The sequence below is a fragment of the Paraburkholderia sp. J69-1 genome, assembly GCF_905220255.1.
In the GTDB taxonomy this organism is placed as follows: Bacteria; Pseudomonadota; Gammaproteobacteria; order Burkholderiales; family Burkholderiaceae; genus Paraburkholderia.
On sequence record NZ_CAJMZG010000028.1, the window covers coordinates 66,854 to 85,589 of the forward strand.

The 18,736-nt window shown below is 62.6% G+C and carries 17 protein-coding genes; 16 read left to right on the top strand and 1 reads right to left on the bottom strand.

Annotated features, from left to right (window positions below; all coding sequences use genetic code 11):
* Positions 1-25 precede the first annotated feature (25 nt).
* The 10 genes from U5A67_RS35785 to U5A67_RS35830 all read left to right on the top strand — a co-directional run bounded on the left by U5A67_RS35785 (position 26) and on the right by U5A67_RS35830 (position 9,875).
* Entirely contained in the window at positions 26-541 is a 516-nt protein-coding gene (locus U5A67_RS35785; RefSeq protein WP_321818033.1) for an N-acetyltransferase, read from the top strand.
* A 180-nt stretch (positions 542-721) separates the two neighbouring features.
* Positions 722-3,073 (top strand): ATP-binding protein, encoded by a 2,352-nt coding sequence (locus tag U5A67_RS35790; protein WP_321818034.1) that lies wholly within the window; start codon positions 722-724, stop codon positions 3,071-3,073.
* Between the two features lie 17 nt (positions 3,074-3,090).
* Complete coding sequence (locus tag U5A67_RS35795) at positions 3,091-3,837, top strand: methyl-accepting chemotaxis protein (protein WP_321818035.1); 747 nt, start codon at positions 3,091-3,093, stop codon at positions 3,835-3,837.
* Positions 3,834-4,364, top strand: a complete 531-nt coding sequence (locus U5A67_RS35800; protein WP_205986630.1) for a hypothetical protein — start codon at positions 3,834-3,836, stop codon at positions 4,362-4,364. Before U5A67_RS35795 ends, U5A67_RS35800 begins: the two co-directional genes overlap by 4 nt.
* 72 nt (positions 4,365-4,436) lie before the next feature.
* On the top strand, positions 4,437-5,426 hold the full coding sequence (locus tag U5A67_RS35805) for a chemotaxis protein CheX (protein WP_205986631.1): 990 nt from the start codon (positions 4,437-4,439) through the stop codon (positions 5,424-5,426).
* A 51-nt stretch (positions 5,427-5,477) separates the two neighbouring features.
* The gene (locus U5A67_RS35810; protein ID WP_027820075.1) at positions 5,478-5,843 is read left to right on the top strand and encodes a response regulator; all 366 of its coding nucleotides are present in this window, start codon (positions 5,478-5,480) and stop codon (positions 5,841-5,843) included.
* Between the two features lie 414 nt (positions 5,844-6,257).
* Positions 6,258-6,782 (top strand): PAAR domain-containing protein, encoded by a 525-nt coding sequence (locus U5A67_RS35815; protein WP_321959795.1) that lies wholly within the window; start codon positions 6,258-6,260, stop codon positions 6,780-6,782.
* A gap of 63 nt (positions 6,783-6,845) precedes the next feature.
* The gene (locus U5A67_RS35820) at positions 6,846-7,520 is read left to right on the top strand and encodes a M35 family metallo-endopeptidase (RefSeq protein ID WP_321818037.1); all 675 of its coding nucleotides are present in this window, start codon (positions 6,846-6,848) and stop codon (positions 7,518-7,520) included.
* Positions 7,517-7,999: a hypothetical protein gene (locus tag U5A67_RS35825; RefSeq protein WP_321818038.1), complete on the top strand. Its 483-nt coding sequence runs from the start codon at positions 7,517-7,519 to the stop codon at positions 7,997-7,999. Before U5A67_RS35820 ends, U5A67_RS35825 begins: the two co-directional genes overlap by 4 nt.
* Before the next feature lie 334 nt (positions 8,000-8,333).
* Positions 8,334-9,875 (top strand): amino acid permease, encoded by a 1,542-nt coding sequence (locus U5A67_RS35830; RefSeq protein WP_321818039.1) that lies wholly within the window; start codon positions 8,334-8,336, stop codon positions 9,873-9,875.
* A 148-nt stretch (positions 9,876-10,023) separates the two neighbouring features.
* On the opposite strand, the gene U5A67_RS35835 is transcribed toward U5A67_RS35830, so the two are convergent.
* Positions 10,024-12,339 carry an FdhF/YdeP family oxidoreductase gene (locus tag U5A67_RS35835; protein ID WP_205986641.1) on the bottom strand — a complete coding sequence of 772 codons (2,316 nt, stop codon included), beginning with the start codon at positions 12,337-12,339 and terminating at the stop codon, positions 10,024-10,026.
* A 196-nt stretch (positions 12,340-12,535) separates the two neighbouring features.
* Here U5A67_RS35835 and U5A67_RS35840 point away from each other — a divergent pair, with 196 nt between their 5' ends.
* The 6 genes from U5A67_RS35840 (at position 12,536) to U5A67_RS35865 (ending at position 18,735) form a co-directional block, all read left to right on the top strand.
* Positions 12,536-13,993: a PLP-dependent aminotransferase family protein gene (locus U5A67_RS35840; protein WP_321818059.1), complete on the top strand. Its 1,458-nt coding sequence runs from the start codon at positions 12,536-12,538 to the stop codon at positions 13,991-13,993.
* Positions 13,994-14,004: 11 nt separating this feature from the next.
* Complete coding sequence (locus U5A67_RS35845) at positions 14,005-14,301, top strand: helix-turn-helix domain-containing protein (RefSeq protein WP_415768108.1); 297 nt, start codon at positions 14,005-14,007, stop codon at positions 14,299-14,301.
* Positions 14,302-14,388: 87 nt separating this feature from the next.
* Complete coding sequence (locus U5A67_RS35850; RefSeq protein WP_205986644.1) at positions 14,389-15,309, top strand: LysR family transcriptional regulator; 921 nt, start codon at positions 14,389-14,391, stop codon at positions 15,307-15,309.
* A 101-nt stretch (positions 15,310-15,410) separates the two neighbouring features.
* Positions 15,411-15,878, top strand: a complete 468-nt coding sequence (locus tag U5A67_RS35855) for a MarR family winged helix-turn-helix transcriptional regulator (protein WP_321818040.1) — start codon at positions 15,411-15,413, stop codon at positions 15,876-15,878.
* Between the two features lie 97 nt (positions 15,879-15,975).
* Positions 15,976-17,073, top strand: a complete 1,098-nt coding sequence (locus U5A67_RS35860; RefSeq protein ID WP_321818041.1) for an HlyD family secretion protein — start codon at positions 15,976-15,978, stop codon at positions 17,071-17,073.
* Positions 17,074-17,091: 18 nt separating this feature from the next.
* Positions 17,092-18,735 (top strand): DHA2 family efflux MFS transporter permease subunit, encoded by a 1,644-nt coding sequence (locus tag U5A67_RS35865; protein ID WP_321818042.1) that lies wholly within the window; start codon positions 17,092-17,094, stop codon positions 18,733-18,735.
* Position 18,736 lies beyond the last annotated feature (1 nt).

The window sequence follows — 18,736 nt, forward strand, 5'->3', positions numbered from 1 at the left end:
ATTTCGACCAGGACGCGCACTGCCTATGAACGCCGCCACGCTCACGATCCGCACGCTGACCGAACACGATGTCGATGCCTTTCACGCCATGCGCCTGCATGCGGCCGTGGATGCGCCGTTTGCCATCGTCCCCACGCACGAAGAGGAATCGCGCTGGACTCGCGAAGAAAACATCGCGCGCGTGCGCGAGACGGATCAGCAGGCCGTATTCGGCGCTTTCGATGGCGAAACGCTGATCGGCATCGCTGGCTGGCGGCGCGAGCAGCGCGTGAAATTCGCGCATAAATCACTCATCTGGGGCGTGTTCGTCGATCCTGCTTACCGTCGCACGGGCATCGGGCGGCGGCTGGTGGAAAGCGCGATTGGGCGCGCGAAAGCGAGCGGCGTCGAGCAGGTGCAACTGAGCGTCGGAGCGCAAAATCCGCGTGCGCAAACGTTGTACTCGTCGCTAGGCTTCGTGATTTACGGTTGTGAACCGCGTGCCATGCGAATTGGGAATACATATTTCGACGAAGAAATGATGGTGCTGATGCTCGCGTGAATCGATGCACAATGAATGTGAATAGACCGAATCTGTCTGTGCGTTAACGCACTAATTAAGTACATTCATCATTTCGTCATACAGCTGAGTCGATAATCCACTTCGAATAAATTGGCCTTAGTGTCACGAGGCGCGCAACGATAGCGCGCCCGGCACGAACCCAGGCTCGGGGATTTCGACATGACCATTCGTCACCGCATCACGCTACTCATCGTCTTGATGTTCGTCGCGCTGTCCGCCATCGGCGGCTACGCGGTTTATCAGACGCGCCGCAGTGCCACCGATGTTCACCAGGTTACGCAGGGCGTCGTGCCCAGCGCGCTGGCGTCTTCCGATCTCGTTTCGCTCGTCAAGGATGTGCAATTGGCGACGATGACGCTGGTCTACGCGCCGGACGCGACCACGGCGCAACTCGCGCAGGACGATCTGAAGAAGAAGGAAACCGCGCTGCGCGCCGCGCTCGACGTGCAGAAGCAGGCCGCTGCAAGCCACGCGCAGGATGGTCTGGTCGCGCAGGCGCAGGAAAGCATCACGAATTATTTCAACGCGATCGACGACACCGCGAAGATGAAGGCGGCCGGCAAGAACGAGCTGGCGCAGGCCTATCTGTTCGCCAACGTGGCGCAGTATCGCGACGAACTCGAAGGCATCGTCACCACGATGCGTGTCGAAAAGAACCGCCAGAAAGACGACGCCATCAACGCGCTCAACGGCATGCTCGATACCACCACGAGCGCGATTGCGGGCGTGACGGGCGGCGCTGTGGTGCTGCTCACGGCAATCGGCCTGCTGCTGTATCGCCAGATCACGCTCCCGCTCTCGCGTATGCAGGAAGAGATGAGCGAGATTGCGTCGAATCAGGATTTCACGCGCCGCGTGCCGGTGGGCCGCATGGACGAAATCGGCCATTCGATCGTCGCGTTCAACGGCATGATCGAGAAGATCCAGCATAGCTCCGCGCAACTCAAGCGCAAGACCGCCGACATTCAGGCGATGCTGCAGAACATGCAGCAGGGCATTCTGACGATCGTTGAAGGCGCAACCATCCACAACGAATACTCGGCATATCTGGAAGCGATCTTCGAATCGAACGAGATCGCCGGCCGCTCGCTGATGGATCTCGTGTTCTCGCACACGGAACTGGACGCCGACACGCTCTCGCAGATCGACGCCGCCGTGCATGCGTGCCTGGGTGAAGACGATGTGAACTTCGCGTTCAACCAGCATCTGCTGGTGAACGAAGTCACGCGCACGATGCCCGATGGCCGCAAGAAAGTGCTCGACCTGAGCTGGTCGGCCATTACCGATGAAAACGATGTGGTCGTGCGCCTGATGCTCTGCGTGCGCGATGTGACCGAACTGCGCGAACTCGCCGCCGAAGCGGGCGAACAGAAGCGCCGCCTGCAGATGATCGGCGAAATTCTCGCGGTCAGCGAAGAGAAGTTCCATCACTTCGTTGAGGGCGCAACGGGTTTCATCCACGAGAACGAACGCATCATTCGCCAGCACGATTGCGCGGACATGGGCGCGATCGACGCGCTGTTCCGCAACATGCACACGATCAAGGGCAATGCGCGCACGTACAGCCTGCAGCATCTCACGGGCGTCGTGCACGAAGTCGAGCAGCGTTACGACGCGCTGCGCCGCGAAGACACCAGCCACGCATGGGACCAGCAGGCGCTGATCGACGATCTGCATCGCGTGCGCGAAGCGGTCGATCACTACGCGACGCTCAACGAAGTGAGCCTGGGCCGCGGCATGCGTTTGAAGGACGAAGGCGTGAGCATCGGGCGCGATCAGATCGACGCGAGCCTGCGCCTGCTGGATGGCGCGGATCTGGACGATATCGGCTCGCTGCGTGCGATGCGCGAGGAATTGCGCAAGGTGTTGAGCGGCATCGGTACGGAAACCGTCGCGGATGCGCTGGCGGGCGTGATCGATTCGCTGCCTTCGCTGGCGGTGGAGCTCGACAAGATTGCGCCGGTCGTGCGTATCGACGATGGCGGTTATCGTCTGCGTGGCGAAGCGGCCGGCACGGTCAGCGATGTGTTCACGCACCTGCTGCGCAACTCGCTCGATCACGGCATCGAAATGCCGGCGCAGCGCCGCGCGCAAGGCAAGGACGAGGCCGGACATATCGACATCAAGCTGACGATGACCGAAGACGCGCTGCGTCTTGCACTGGCCGACGACGGCCGGGGTCTCGCGCTTGCGCGTATTCGCGGCATCGCGGCAGAACGCGGCTGGCTGAACGCCGATGAATCGATCAGCGACGCTGCGGTAGCGGCCTTTATCTTCCGCGCGGGTTTCTCGACGGCGCATAGCGTGACCGAAGTATCGGGCCGTGGCGTGGGCATGGATGCCGTGCGCGACTTCCTCGAACGCGAAGGCGGCCGTATCGAGCTGCATTTCACCGACGAGCACGAAGGCGCCGATTATCGGCACTTCGAAACGATCGTCTATCTGCCGCAGACCTGGGCAGTCGCCGCGGCGCCTGCACGCGCGGCCGTGCAAGAGGAAGCGCTGGCATAGCGCTAAGCGGGGGATTCGTGGTGTTTCCGTATTTGATTGGCGCGCTCGCCGGCATCGTGCTGGCGGCGCTCTGCGCGGCGGTGCTGCGGTTGCGTACGCGCAGCCTGGCGAACGAGGCTGCACTCGTCTTGCAGGACGCGCACGCCGCGGCGCTCGCGCAGGTGGAATCGCGCCTGCAGGACGCGCAGGAAAGCGCGGCGCACGAGCATGAAGACCTGTTGTCGCAGATCGATTCGCTGCGCGCGGATCTCGCGCAACGTCGTATGGTCGCCGACGCCATGGAAGCGGCGCTGGCCGCCGAACGCGCACGCAACACCGACGCTTTGCATCGAATCGAGCGCATCGCGAGCGAGGCGGCGCGCCTCAAGCAGATGTCGGTGACGTTCGAGCGCTGGCACGAGCAGATGATTTCGCTGATGTCGCAGAACCACGACATGCACCAGAAGAATCAGGAGCTGTCGTCGATCGTGAGCCATGTGCTGATCGTGTCGCTCAACGCGTCGATCGAAGCGGCTCGCGCAGGCGCGGCGGGGCGTGGGTTTTCGATCGTGGCGGGCGAAGTGCGCACGCTGGCGACGCGCTCGCAGGAATTGTCGAAGAGCTATCGCGACAGCCTGCATCGCAACGACCTGATCACGACCGCGACGTTCCAGGACATTCAGGCGGGCGGCAAGATGATCGCGGCTTCGCTGGCGAGCGTGGAATCGCTTTCGCAGCAACTGCGAGCGGAACTCGAAAGCGCGCGCGCCGAGGCGCACGCATGATCGGCACGCATGCGCAGGACAGCTTCGAGCGCATCTTTTTCGGCGCGGCGCGCACGCGTCTTGTGACCGATCCGCAGCATGCGTGCGAAATCACGCCGGCTTCGAACGAGGTGGCGCAGGGCGAGCATGTGGTGGTGCTGACGATTTCGTCGATGCAGTTTCGCCTGTTGCTGTTGCTGCACGTGAAAGACGACGACGCCACGCGCGATTACTACGCGGGCGAAAACCAGCGTTCCGTGGTGGACACGTTCATGGAATTCGGCAACCTGTGTTGCGGATCGATGAACCAGCAACTGGTCGAGCATTTCCCCGATCTGGGCATGTCCACGCCGTATTCGCTCGGCAGTCAATGCCTGCCGTATCTGCGTGAACTGAAGCCGGACAGCGTGAAGTCGTATGCGCTGACGCTCGATGGCCGCGTGCGGCTGGGCGCGACGCTGTGCATCTGCACGCATGTGCCGCTCGATTTCATCGCGGTGGAACTCGTGGGCGAACATGAAAGCGCGGGCGAACTCGAATTGTTCTGAAGTCGAAAATTGATTGGAAGTCCGTAGCAAACTGAAAGCACGTTAGTCATTGCAGACGCAGGGAAGCAACGCATGAACACGAATAAGCCAGTCAGCAAGATTCTGCTGCTGGAGAACGATCCGGCGCGCGTCGAAGCGCTCGAAGCGTTTGGCGCTGCGCGGCAACTCGCGTGCGTGCCGGTGCGCCGCGACGCGCTGGCGGCCGCGCTGCAGACGCATTACGACCTAGGCGGCGTGCTGCTTGGCGAAGACTTCGGCGGCTCGTCCGAAGCGGCGGCGGCCGTGGCGGTTGCGCTGGAAGTCGAGCGCCCCGAATTGCCGATCGTGCTGCGCCGCGCCGCGCGTGAAGAGGGCGATGACGCCTTGCCAGAAGCGCTGCGCCGCGTGCCGCGCGCGAGCTGGTACGAGAACGAGCCGCACACGCTGCACGAAGCGCTCGATGCGCATGTGTTTTCGCACGATTACCCGGACCCGCTCGTCGACGGTATCACCGATATGACGTTCGGGCGGCTGCGCGGCCTGTTTCCGGGCCTCGAAGTGAACTGGGACGCGCCGAGCGTCGTGCGCGACCGCATCATCTTCGGCGAAGTGCTGACGCTGATCCCGATCGAGACGGCCTGGTGCCGCGGCTGGCTGCTGATGCAGACCGAGGAAATGCCGCTGATCGAACTGCTGCCGCCCCGTGCGGGCCGCGACGAAGCGAGCGATTTCCGCGACGTCAACGGCGTGCTGGGCGAGCTCACGAATCTGGTGTGGGGCGCGTTCCGCAACCGTTATCTGGGCAACGCGAGCAACACCGACGAAGCCGGTGCGGGCCGCGCGCAGGTGCAGGTGCCGCTGCTCATCAACCATCGGCGGCGTTACCTGTCGTTTGGCTCGGACAATCCGCAGCTTTGCATCAAATATCGCCTTACGTGCCCGACGACGGGCCGCGAGGTGGTGATCGACCAGCGTTTCGTGTTCAGCCTGGGCTGGTCGCGCGAGGGTTTCGACGAGACGGCGGCACAAGCCGCGGCCGCCGCCGAAGTGGAGCAGGCGAGCGGCGAACTCGAACTGTTTTGACGAACCGATTTTGAGAGGCGCGCCGGTCATGGCGCGAAGGAAAGAGACAACATGGCAAAGATTCTGGTAGTGGACGATTCGAGCACGGTGCGCGACGAAGTGGCGGGCTTTCTGCGCAAGAACGGTCTGGACGTGGACACGGCAGTGGACGGCAAGGACGGCCTCGCGAAACTGAAAGCGAACCCGGGCGTGAAGCTCGTGGTGAGCGACGTGAACATGCCGAACATGGACGGCCTCACGATGGTCGAAAAGATTCGCAGCGAACTGGCGAACACGGCCGTGAACGTCGTCATGCTGACGACGGAAAGCAGCCCGGCGATGAAGGAACGCGGCAAGGCAGCCGGTGTGCGCGGCTGGATCGTCAAGCCGTTCAAGGGCGAGGCGGTGCTGGAAACGTTCCGCAAGCTGGCGGGTTGATCGCGGTATTGGAGTAGCGTGATCCGGCTGGGCGTTTGTCTGGTTGAGTTTCAGGCTGATGGGAAAAGGCTGATCCGGTTTGTATCGGGTTGGCCTTTTTTATTTTTTGCGTCAACGTGTTTGGCCTGGCGAATCGTTGACTTTGTGCTGTGAAAAGATAGCCATTCAAATATTTCGAGATCTTGTCCGCTATTTATTGCTGATCAAATTCGGCGCATTTTCATAAGCCTACCAGCCTGAATTTCGATTTTTCGGATCGTACTGATACTTCCTGATTCCGATTTGCGGATTATTGCCAATCAGGGCGGCGTTCGGCCTGCTCTGGGTTCTGGGTTCGCGCGGGCCCAGATTTTGAGCAATTAAGGGAGAAGGAAAAATGTTCGAGATCACGGATTGTCGCTGCGAGCTTCGGAAATGAGGCGCGCATTATTGAGAGAGGGGGATCGCACCACGGCGGGCGGCACAGTGCAGGAGGGCATTGGAAACCGCACAGTTTGTGGCAAACCTGTAGCTTTTATTGGTGCGCGCATCTGGTGTCCGGCGTGTAATTCTGAAGGCGTTGTTGCTTGGGTGGGGCCTCATCAAACATCAACCATGAATGGACGGCAGCAGGCGCTAGACGGCGATGAATGTGCCTGCAAATGTAGCCCGCCGCCGACTTGCATCGCTTCGCAAGATCTCGCCTGGCATTGTTTTGAGGCTGACGAATGGACCGCCGGTTCCTCTAACGACTCGTCGCCCGCAAGTGAGTTTGCGCTTGAACGATACGACGAGCAATTCGAGCTTCTGAATCAGAGCGGCGAGCCCATGCGCGGTGTTCGCTATCGCATTCTCGCGGGATCTCAGATTCTGGTCAGCGGAACAACCGATCCGCAAGGTCGCACGCAACGCATCAAGACTAGCGATGTGCGAGGTTTGCGGCTTGACATCATCCGTTAGCGGGGAATATCCGCGCCTTGTTAGCGCACGGCGTCCAGGTTCTAAATTTACGTGGAGGGGAGCGTGACGGATCAATCTGAGTGGGAAACAGTTCACGATACGGCGGTGACGAATACGAATCCTGATTCTCTCGTTCGAGTCACGATCAACACTGCACCCATATGTCCGAACATGACGAATCAGGAGTTTCGACAAACGATAATGAAGGTGCGGGATGCCGCCGTTGTGCTGGTCAAAGACCGAATCACTGCGGTCACAAGGTGGGATATTCAGGAGCGGAAACGCGCGACAACGTATTTTGGACGTGCCGATGAGGAAATCAGAAGCACACTGGTGAGAAATCTGCCGCGATTGCTGGCGGCTCTTCAGGAGCTTGTGCCTGAGAAGATTGTTCGTTGGGACGATTCGATGAACAGGAGTTTAACGTGTTCTCTTGTTCCTGATAGCGGTCAGAACCGCGCTGGCGTATGCAAACCCGATTCTGAAAAGCGCGTAATCGCTATTTACAGCGCTTTTTGCTCGGACTCGAACGGCGAGTTGTGGCACAGCGCGAAGGTGAAGACGATCATTCACGAGTGCACTCACTACACGGACACCTTCAACTCGGACGATATTATGTATGGCAACACCGAGAGCGGCATGTACGCATTTGCGATAAGCAATGCCGACAAGGCAATCCGTAACGCCGATAGCATTGCGGGATATATCGCAACCTTCGATAAAACCGTCGCACGATGAAAAGAAAAATTCGCTCCACCATATCGCTTGCAATCGCCATTTCGGCATTGTCGATCGGCGCATCGTCTATCGCGTGTACGATCGGCGAGTCAATGGAGACACGCCTGCCTCTCAATTCCACCTTCCTGACGAACGATGCCCGCTTATCGATTGCCAATATTGTTGTCGAAGCGAAAAAGTGGCCCGACGTTGATATTCAAGCCGTAGTGATCGCGGGCGCTTACGTTAGAGAGCAGAACATCGAGAAGCTGAAAACTGAGCGCGGCGCAGTCGTTAGCGCCTATCTGGTTCAGTTGGGCATCAAACCGCAAAACGTCCTGATCGAGCCCAAGACGCTCACGGATCAAATGGTGAAGAACGAAGACGGCTCCTTAGATCTTCATCAGATCGCGATCGAACTGGTTCCCGTATGCAAAGGCGGTTGCGAGCGGCTTTGTGACGATCCGCGTGTGACGCCGAAGAGTCGGGTCGTCCGCTAGGTGGGAAGATCGGCGCAATGTGCTGCGGCAAGCACTTCGATCCGTCCCTTCCCCTCCCCAGGCGCCACTGCGATAAAATGACGGGTTGCGCCTTTGAGGGCGAGCAGTCCATTCGGTCGATCAATGGGTAGGCACGCCCGTCGGGCGTTGCGTCAAATTGCGGGGTCCAGCCCCGTTTCAGGCGGCGACTTCGCCACCGGTTTTTGTCAGCCATCCGTAAAGAATGGAACGGGCACCCGTTTAACGGGATGACCGCGCCCCGGGCCGTCCGGCCGGCCTCACGAGACAAGGCCAGGAACACCCAGTCACACTAGCCAGAAAGAAACAGAGTTATATGGATTCGGAACCGCATCGCGTTTCAGGGAGCTCATCCAGCCCCGGAAACGAGCAGCCCTCGTTGCAACGCAGCCTCAAGGCCCGTCACCTGACCATGATCGCGATCGGTGGATCGATCGGCACGGGGCTGTTCGTCGCCTCGGGCGCGTCCATCTCGCAGGCGGGCCCCGGCGGCGCGCTGGCCGCGTACCTGGTCATCGGCCTGATGGTCTATTTCCTGATGACCAGTCTCGGCGAGATGGCGGCGTTCATGCCGGTCTCCGGCTCGTTCGCAACCTACGGCGCGAAATTCGTCGATGAAGGCTTCGGCTTCGCGCTTGGCTGGAACTATTGGTACAACTGGGCCGTGACCATCGCGGTCGAACTCGTGGCCTCGCAGCTCGTGATGGGCTACTGGTTCCCGCACGTGCCAGGCGTCTGGTGGAGCGCGGGCTTCCTCACCATCATGTTCCTGCTCAATGCGCTTTCGGTGCGCGGCTTCGGCGAAGCGGAATACTGGTTCTCGTTGATCAAGGTCGTGACGGTCGTGGCTTTCATCGGCGTGGGTCTGTTCATGATTCTCGGCGTGATGAAGGGCGGCGCGGATCACGTCTGGGGCAATTTCACCACCGAAGGCGGCCCGTTCGTGGGCGGCCTGCCGGCGCTGCTGGGCGTCACCATGATCGCGGGCTTTTCGTTCCAGGGCACGGAACTGATCGGCGTCGCGGCCGGTGAATCGGAAAACCCCGGCAAGACGATTCCGCGCGCGGTGCGTCAGGTGTTCTGGCGCATTCTGCTGTTCTACGTGCTGGCGATTATCGTCATCGGTCTGCTGATTCCGCACACCGATCCGAATCTGCTGAAGTCGGACGTGACCGATATCGGCGTGAGTCCGTTTACGCTGGTGTTCCGCCGTGCGGGCCTCGCGCTGTCGGCGGGCGTCATGAATGCGGTGATCCTGACGGCGGTGCTGTCGGCGGGCAACTCGGGCATGTACGCGTCGACGCGTATGCTCTACAACCTCGCCATCGAGGGCCGTGCGCCCCGCATCTTCGGCAAGCTGTCGTCGAGCGGCGTGCCGCGCAACGCGCTTTACGCGACCACGGCGGTGGGCGCACTGTGCTTCCTGTCGTCGATGTACGGCGACAAGACCGTGTATATGTGGCTGCTCAACACGTCGGGCATGACGGGCTTTATCGCGTGGCTGGGCATTGCCGTGAGCCACTACCGTTTCCGCAAGGGTTTCGTCGCGCAGGGCCTGTCGTTCGAGCAACTGCCGTATCGCTCGAAGTGGTTCCCGATTGGCCCGATCTTCGCGTTCGTGGTCTGCCTCGTCATCATGCTCGGGCAGGACTATCAGGCGTTCACGTCGAACAAGATCGACTGGGCGAGCGTGCTGGCGACGTATATCGGCATTCCGCTGTTTGCGGTGATGTGGCTGGGTTATCGCCTCGTGAAGGGCAGCCGCTTCATCGGCTACCACGAGATGGAAATCAGCCCGACGATGGGGCAGGCAACGCGCGACGAGCGTGTTGCTGTGAAGGCGGGTGAGAAGGCGTAAGCGTTCAAAAAGGCGTTCGTGCGCGAACGCCTTGAAACCCGCCCGCAAAAAACAAAAGCCATTCCGGCGCAACCGGAATGGCTTTTTTCACATCTGGCGCGCTCAAACTGCGCTATCTATCGCCAGATTCAGGCAGCTTCAAACAGCTTCAAGCCGCCTTCGCCACCGCCTTCGAAGGCGAGAGCAGCACTGGAATCGACTTCGACGTCGGCGTACCCGCGCCATCGGCGATCGACGAAAGCGGCACGAGCGGATTCGTTTCCGGATAGTACGCGCCCAGGCAGCCGCGCGGAATGTCGTATTCCACCAGCAGGAAGTCTTCCACGAAACGCTCCACGCCGTCGTCCCAGACGCTCGTGATATCCACATGCTGGCCCGCCTCGAAGCCGAGCATCGCCAGATCGTCGCGATTCGCGAACAGCACGCGGCGCTGGCCGTACACGCCGCGATAGCGGTCGTCGAGGCCGTAAATCGTCGTGTTGTACTGATCGTGCGAGCGCGTCGTCATCAGCGTCATCAGGTGCTGGCCGTGTTCGGCGCGCGCGCGATGGATCGGCGTGTCGAGTGCGATCGCGTGGACCACGAACTGCGCCTTGCCGCTCGGCGTTTTCCACACGCGGTCGCGCGAGGCGACGCCCAGGTGGAAGCCGCCCGGCTTCTTGATGCGCTCGTTGTAGTCCTGGAAGCCGTCGAACACCTGTTCGATGCCATCGCGAATCTTCGCGTAGTCGCCGGCCAGATCGCGCCAGTCGACCTTGTCGCTGCCGAGCGTCGCGTGCGCCATGCGCGCGACAATCGCGATTTCCGACAGCAGATTCTGCGACGCCGGCCGGTTCATGCCGTACGAAATGTGCACCATGCTCATCGAATCCTCGACGGTCACGCCTTGCGACACGCCGTTCTGCAGGTCGATTTCGGTGCGGCCGAGCGTCGGCAGGATCAGCGCGTCGACGCCGTGCACCAGATGGCTGCGGTTGAGCTTGGTGGTCACGTGCACGGTGAGCGCGCACGAACGCATCGCGTCATAGGTGCGCGGCGTGTCGGGCGTGGCGCTGGCGAAGTTGCCGCCCAGGCCGATAAACACCTTCACGTGGCCTTCGAGCATCGCGTGAATCGATTCGACCACGTCGTAGCCGTGCTCGCGCGGCGGCTCGAAATCGTAGGCCTTGCCGAGACGGTCGAGGAACGCCTGGGTCGGCTTTTCTTCGATGCCGACGGTGCGGTCGCCCTGCACGTTCGAGTGGCCGCGCACCGGGCACAGGCCCGCGCCGCGACGGCCGATATTGCCGCGCATCATCATCAGGTTCGACAGCAGCTGGATCGTCGCGACCGAATTCTTGTGCTGCGTGATGCCCATGCCCCACGTCGAAATGACGGCTTTGCCCTTCACGTAGATATCGGCGAGCTTGAGCACTTCTTCGATCGGCACGCCAGCTTCGGCGACGATCGTGTCCCACGATTCCGCGCGCAGATCGGCGGCGAAGGCCTCGAAGCCAACCGAATGCTGGGCGATGAAATCGACGTCGAGAATGCGTTCCGTGCCTTGCGCCACCGCCTGATCGTCGAGTTCGAGCGTGCGCTTGGCCACGCCCTTGATCAGCGCGAAGTCGCCGCCGATGCGCGGGCGGATGAACACCGAGCTGATCTGCACGCCTTTGGGCGAGAGCATGTCGAGCGTGTGCTGCGGGCTCGCGAAGCGCTCCAGACCGCGTTCCTTGAGCGGGTTGATCGACACGATGGTCGCGCCGCGCTTGGCGCAATCGCGCAACTCGCCCAGCATGCGCGGGTGGTTGGTGGCCGGGTTCTGGCCGAAGATCAGCAGCGTATCCGCGTGTTCGAAGTCGTCGAGCGTAACCGTGCCCTTGCCGATGCCGACCGTGCCCGGCAGGCCGCGGCTGGTGGCTTCGTGGCACATGTTCGAGCAGTCGGGGAAGTTGTTGGTGCCGTACATGCGCACGAACAACTGATACAGGAACGCGGCTTCGTTGCTCGCGCGGCCCGAGGTGTAGAAGGCGGCGCGGTTGGGATCGTCGAGCGCCTTGAGGTGCTTCGCGATCAGTTCGAACGCGTCGTCCCATTCGATTGGCACGTAGCGGTCGCGCTTCGCGTCGTAGACCATCGGGTCGGTGAGGCGGCCGTGCTGTTCCAGTTCGTAATCCGATTGCGCCATCAGGTCGGTGACCGTGTGCGCTTCGAAGAACGCCGGCGTCACGCGCTTGCTGGTGGCTTCCGCCGCCACGGCCTTCACGCCGTTTTCGCAGAATTCGAAGGTCGAGGCGTGTTCGCGGTCGGGCCACGCGCAGCCGGGGCAGTCGAAGCCGTCGGGCTGGTTCTGCTTGAGCAGCGTGCGGTAGTTTCCGCCTGAAACCTTTTCCTTGATGAGATTGATCGCGACCTGTTTCAGGGCGCCCCAACCGGCGGCGGGGTGATGGTACGGCTCGATGCGGGCTTCAGGCTTCTTCATTGCGCTGGCTTCGGATTCGTTTGGGCGGACTGCCCGATGTGTCGAGACTACTGTGTTCCCGTGTACCTGGTGATCACAGAAAATCGGAAAAGCAAGGGATACAGTTGCGACGATTTGACATAGACTCTCGGGATCGCCACGCCGCCGCTTAAAGGCTTTCATGAACGCTCCGCTGTCCGGGTCTTCCGTGCCTCCTGTGCCTCGCTACGAGCAGCTTGCCGACGATATCGAGGCGGCCGTGCAGCGCGGCGTGTTCGGCCCCGGCGAGCGCATTCCCTCGGTGCGGCGCGCGAGCGAGCAGCATGGCGTGAGCATCAAGACGGTGCTGCACGCGTATGCGCTGCTGGAAAGCCGCGGGGTGATCGAATCGCGGCCGCAGTCGGGGTTTTTCGTGAAGGCGCGGCCGAAGATGCACGTCGCGCCGGGCGCGAGCAAGGCTCGCCGCCCGACTGCGCCTGCCGCGCCCAAAGCGCCGGCGTCGAAAGCCGCGCCGGCCGCCGCGCCCGTCGATGTGAGCCGCCTCGTGCTCTCGACCTTGCGCAGCATCGGCGCGCAGGACGCCGTGCCGCTGGGCTCGCCGTACCCCGATCCCGCGCTTTATCCGTGGCGGCGCGTGAACCAGTACGCCAACGCCATCGCGCGGCGCCACGCGAGCTGGAACCTGATCGACGATCTGCCGCCCGGCAATCCCGAGTTGATCCGCCAGATCGCGCGCCGCTACGCCGAAAACGGCACGACCATCGATCCCGATGAAATCGTCATTACCGTGGGCGCGACCGAGGCCATCAATCTGAGCCTGCAGGCGGTGGCGAAACCGGGCGATACGGTGGCGGTGGAGTCGCCCACTTACTACGCGATGCTGCACGCGATCGAGCGTCTGGGCATGCGCGCGATCGAGGTGAGCACGCACCCGGACACCGGCATCGACATCGACGCGCTCGAACGCGTGCTCGCGCGCCAGAAAGTGGCGGCCTGCATGGTGATGCCGAACTTCCAGAACCCGCTCGGCTTCCAGATGCCCGACTCGCACAAGGCGCGGCTCGTGGCGCTGGCGGCCGCGCACGATCTGCCGATCATCGAAAACGATGTCTATCAGGAGCTGTACTTCGGGCAGACGCGGCCTTCGTCGCTCAAGCAGTTCGATACGCGCGGGCTGGTGCTGCATTGCGCGTCGTTTTCGAAGAGTCTTTCTGCGTCCTATCGCATTGGCTGGGCGCTGCCGGGCCGCTATCGCGCGCAGGTCGAAAAACTCAAATTCCTCAATACGCTGACCACGCCTTCGGTGCCGCAGGTCGCGCTCGCCGATTATCTGCGCCACGACGGCTACGACCGCCATCTGCGCCGGCTTAGGCGTTTCTACCGGCAACAGGCGCGCCTCATGCGTGCGATGATCGAGCGTTTCTTTCCGGCCGGCACGCGCACGTCCGATCCACAGGGCGGTTACGTGCTGTGGGTCGAGCTACCGCCGCGCGTCGATTCGATGCGGCTTTATCAGGCCGCGCTCGCGCAGGGCATCACGATCGGGCCGGGTTATATGTTTTCGATGCGCAACGACTTTCACCACTACATTCGCCTGAACTATAGCTATCCGTGGACGGCGCAAACCGAGGCGGCGTTGAAGACGCTCGGCGAGCTGATCGCGAAAATGGCGTGAGGAGACGAACGATGAACGACGAACACAATCTGGACGATGACGGCGACGGCGGCGTCGATCCGGTGCTGGTGGCCATCCTCGAACAACTCTGGCGCGCGCATCGCGAAACGCCGGATCGCGAGTGGTCGCTCGCCAAGCTCTCGAAGCAGGCCGGCGTGCCGATGAGCGGGCTGCGCCGCCAGTTGACTGCGCTGGTCGACAGCGGCCTCGTGGTGACCACGCTCGCCGAGGACGGCACCGGCCGCGCCAGTCTTTCCGACGATGGCCGCACGTTCTGCGCCGAGGTTTTCGGCAACGCGACGCCGTAACTCCGCGCGCTTAAGCACGTTTCAGCACGTTTGTGCGCAGGGCTTTAAGCTAGGCCACCGATCGTTGCTCTCTTTATCGTCATCGCCATGGATTACATCGACACTCTGCGGATTTTTCGTTCCGTGGTCGAAGCGCGCAGCTTCACGCGCGCCGCGGACATGCACGGCCTCGCCACGCCGGTTGTCTCGCGCGCCATCGCGCGGCTCGAAAAGCGTCTGGGCAGCCGGCTCTTTCATCGGACCACGCGCGCCGTCTCGCTGACCGAAGCCGCCGAGCGCTTCTACGACGGCTGCTGCCGCGTGCTCGACGACCTCGACGCGCTGGAGGCGGGCGCCACCGAGCAGACCCGCGAGGCCAACGGCGTGCTGCGCATCGTCGCGCACACCACGGCCACGGTGAACCGCCTCGTGCCGCTGATTTCCAGCTTCAAGCGCGCGCACCCGAAAGTGACGCTCGACGTGATGATGACCGAGCGTCCCGTCGATCTGGTCGCGGACGGCTACGATCTCGGCCTCGTGCTGCCCTTCATGCTCAACACCGACACCACGGTGACCAAGCTGCTGGAACGCATTCCGCTCGCGCTGGTGACGACGCCCGCCTATCTGGCGGCCACGTCGACGCCAAAACATCCCGCCGATCTCGCCTCGCACGTGTTCGTGCCGATGCCGCCTTCGCTGCGCAAACCCACGCTCACCTTCCGCCTGGACGGCGAAGACGTGACCGTGCCGCTCAAGTACGAGATCGCTTCGAACAACCCCGAGTTCAATCGCGAGATGGTGCTGCAAGGCTTCGGTATCGGCATCCTGCCGCAAGGACTCGTGCAGGCGGAACTCGACGATGGGCGTCTGGTGACGCTGCTCGACGATTTTCCGATCAGCGATATGCAGATCGAAATCCGCCTCGCCTATACCACGCGCACGCTGCTGCCCGCCAAGGTGCGCGCGTTCATCGACCACGCGACGGCGTTTTTCGGCGGCGTGGTGCATCCCGTGCAGAAAGTCGATTGAAAGTTTCGGGCCTTTAAAAAGGACATTGTTCTCCGCGCGGTCATAAAGTGATGCCGCGCGCGGCGGTTGTGGCGGGCGGTGCTGCCGTCTAATCTGTGCGTATGCACACTTATGCCGATACCGCACCGTTTCCCGAGCACGACGACTGCTTCGCCGTGCGTCAGGCGGCGCGCCATCTGTCGCAGCTTTACGAGCGTCACCTGAGCGCGGCGAGCCTCACGCCCACGCAGTTCAGCATCCTGGGCGCGCTGGGCGCCGTGGCGGTGGAGGGTGCGCAGGGCAACGAGGTGGCGCTGACGATGGCGCAGCTCTCCCGCGCGATGGTGATGGAGCGCACGACGCTGGTGCGCGCGCTGCGTCCGCTGCTGCGCGGCGCGCTGGTGGAGGATCTGGCGCAGGCGAGCGATTGCCGCCGCCGGCGTCTCGCGCTCACGCATGCAGGCCGCGCGCGGCTCACCGAGGCGAATGTGCACTGGCGCGCCGCGCAGGACGAATTCGAGCGCCGTTTCGGGCCGCAGCGCGCGGCCTGGTTGCGGCGCGAACTGCTGCGCGTAACCCGCGCGGTGTGAACGCAAGAACGTTGGGTTTCAGGCTGCTTCAAACGTCGCTTCAATCGCAAGGCGGCATTTTTTTAACTTCGCAAGTGCATATACACAGGTGAAATTCATGTCGAGTCCTTCCACTCCTGCCACGGGTGCCGCGCCAGCCGGACGCGCCGCTCTGCCCTGGATGCGTCTCGCGCTTGGCGCGGTGGCGCTGGCGCTCGCGGCAGCGGGCGGTTACTGGTTCTTCGTGCTGCGCTTCATACAGAGCACCGACGACGCCTATGTCGGCGGCAATGTCACGGTGATGGCGCCGCGCGTGAGCGGCTTCGTCGCGGAAATCGACGTGCAGGACAACCAGTACGTGAAAGCCGGCCAATTGCTGATGCGTCTGGATGCGCGCGACTACGACGCCAGACTCGCGCAGGCCGATGCCGAACTCGCCAGCGCCCGCGCCGCCGTCACCGAACTCGAAGCGCAGCGCACCTTGCAGACGGCCGTGATCAACCAGCATCAGGCCGAAGTGCGCGCCTCGGACGCCGAACTCACGCGCAGCTCGCAGGACCAGACGCGTTACCGCGCGCTCGTGAAAGACGACGCGGTTTCGAACCAGCTGGTCGAACGCGCCGATGCCGACTTCGCGAAAGCGCAGGCCTCGGTGGCGCAGAGCGGCGCGTCGGTGGTCGCGGCGCAGCGTCAGCTCGACGTGCTGGCCGCGAAGATCGCCGATGCGCAGGCGCGCGTGGGCACGGCCGAAGCGAGCCGGCGCCTGGCCGCGCTCAACGTTGAATACACCACGATCCGCTCGCCGGTCGATGGCTTTATCGGCAATCGCACGGCGCGTGTGGGCATGCTCGCGAATGTGGGCGCGCCGCTGCTGACCGTGGTGCCCGCGAGCGATCTCTGGGTCGACGCCAACTTCAAGGAAGACCAGTTGAAGAAGATGCACGCGGGAGACCGCGCCGATATCGAACTCGACGCCGCAAGCGGCACGCTGCATGGCACGGTGGAAAGCCTCGCGCCCGCGACCGGCGCGACCTTCAGCGTGCTGCCGCCGGAGAACGCAACGGGCAACTTCACGAAGATCGTGCAGCGCGTGCCGGTGCGCATTCACGTGAACGTGCCGCAGGACATGGAAGGTGTGCTGCGCCCCGGCCTTTCGGCGACCGTGAAGGTGCATCTGGGCGAGCAGGGCAAGCCCGTCACCGCGGCTTCGAACTGAGTCCCGGGCGAGAACGCTATGAACGCCCCGACCTCCGCCGCCGAAGTCGGCGAGATCACCGCCGCGCCGCCTGCATCGGCGACGCCTCCCGCGCCACCCGCGCCGCTCGCGCCGCATCTCCAGCCGCTTGGCCAGCGCGCCTTTGCCTTCGCGCTGATGTGCATCGGCTTCTTTATGGCCACGCTCGATATCCAGATTGTTGCGTCGTCGCTGCGCGATATCGGCGGTGGACTTTCCGCGAGCCAGGACGAACTCTCGTGGGTGCAGACCGCCTATCTGATCGCCGAAATCATGGTGATTCCGATGTCGGGCTGGCTCTCGAAAGTGTTCTCCACGCGCTGGCTGTTCGTGGCCTCGGCCGTGGGCTTCACGATCACCAGCATGCTGTGCGGCCTCGCGTGGGACATCCAGTCGATGATCTTCTTTCGCGCCCTGCAAGGCGCGTTGGGCGCGGCGATGATCCCCACCGTGTTCACCACCGCGTTCGTGCTGTTCCCCGGCAAGCAGCGCATCGTGGCGTCGACGACGATCGGCGCGCTGGCCTCGCTCGCGCCTACGCTCGGGCCGGTGATCGGCGGCTGGATCACCGATCAATGGTCGTGGCACTGGCTGTTCTATCTGAACCTCGTGCCCGGTATCGCCGTGGCCGCGCTGGTGCCGAAATACGTGCATATCGACGAACCCGATCTGCCGCTGCTCAGGCGCGGCGACTACATCGGCATTGTGCTGATGTGCGCGTTTCTCGGCTGCCTCGAATACGTGCTGGAAGAGGGCCCGCGCAAGAACTGGTTCGGCGACGATGCGATCGTGGCCTGCGCGTGGATTGCGGGCATCAGCGGTTTTCTGTTCGTTGTGCATGCGCTCACCGCGAAAGATCCGATTGTCGATCTGCGTGCGCTGGCGGTGCGCAACTTCGGGATTGGCAGCGTGCTGTCGTTCGTGACCGGCATCGGCATCTTCGTGGCCGTGTTTCTCACGCCGCTGTTTCTCGCCGAAGTGCGCGGCTTCAGTTCCTTGCAGATTGGTCTTTCGCTGCTTTCGGTGGGCGTGTTCCAGTTGCTCGCGCTGGGCGTCTACGCGTATTGCACGCGATTCTTCAGCATGCGCGCGTTGCTGATGTTCGGGCTCGTGTGCTTTGGCCTCGGCTGTTATCTGTACGTGCCGCTCACGCACGACTGGGGCTGGCAGCAATTCCTGCTGCCGCAGGCGCTGCGCGGCATCGGCCAGCAGTTTGCGATTCCACCGATCGTCACGATGTCGCTCGGTTCGCTGCCGCCTTCGCGGCTCAAATCGGCCAGCGGCCTCTTTAATCTGATGCGCAATCTGGGCGGCGCGATTGGTATTGCCGTGAGCGCGACCATGCTCAACGACCGCCTCAATTTTCACTATCTGCGCCTGAATGAAAGCGTCACGCATGGCGTGCCGCAAGTCGAAGGGCTGCTCGCCGGGCGCACGGCGTACTGGCAGTCGATGGCGGGCAATACGCTCGACGCGGCGCAAAGCGGCATCGCCCAACTGCATGCGCTGGTGCTGCGCGAAGCGCTGGTGATGACTTTCTCCGATACGTTTTTCGTGCTGTCGCTGTGCTTCGTGGTGGCGATCGCCTGCGTGCTGTTCTCGCGGCCGATTACCAACGCCGCACCGCCGCCCGATGCCCATTGAG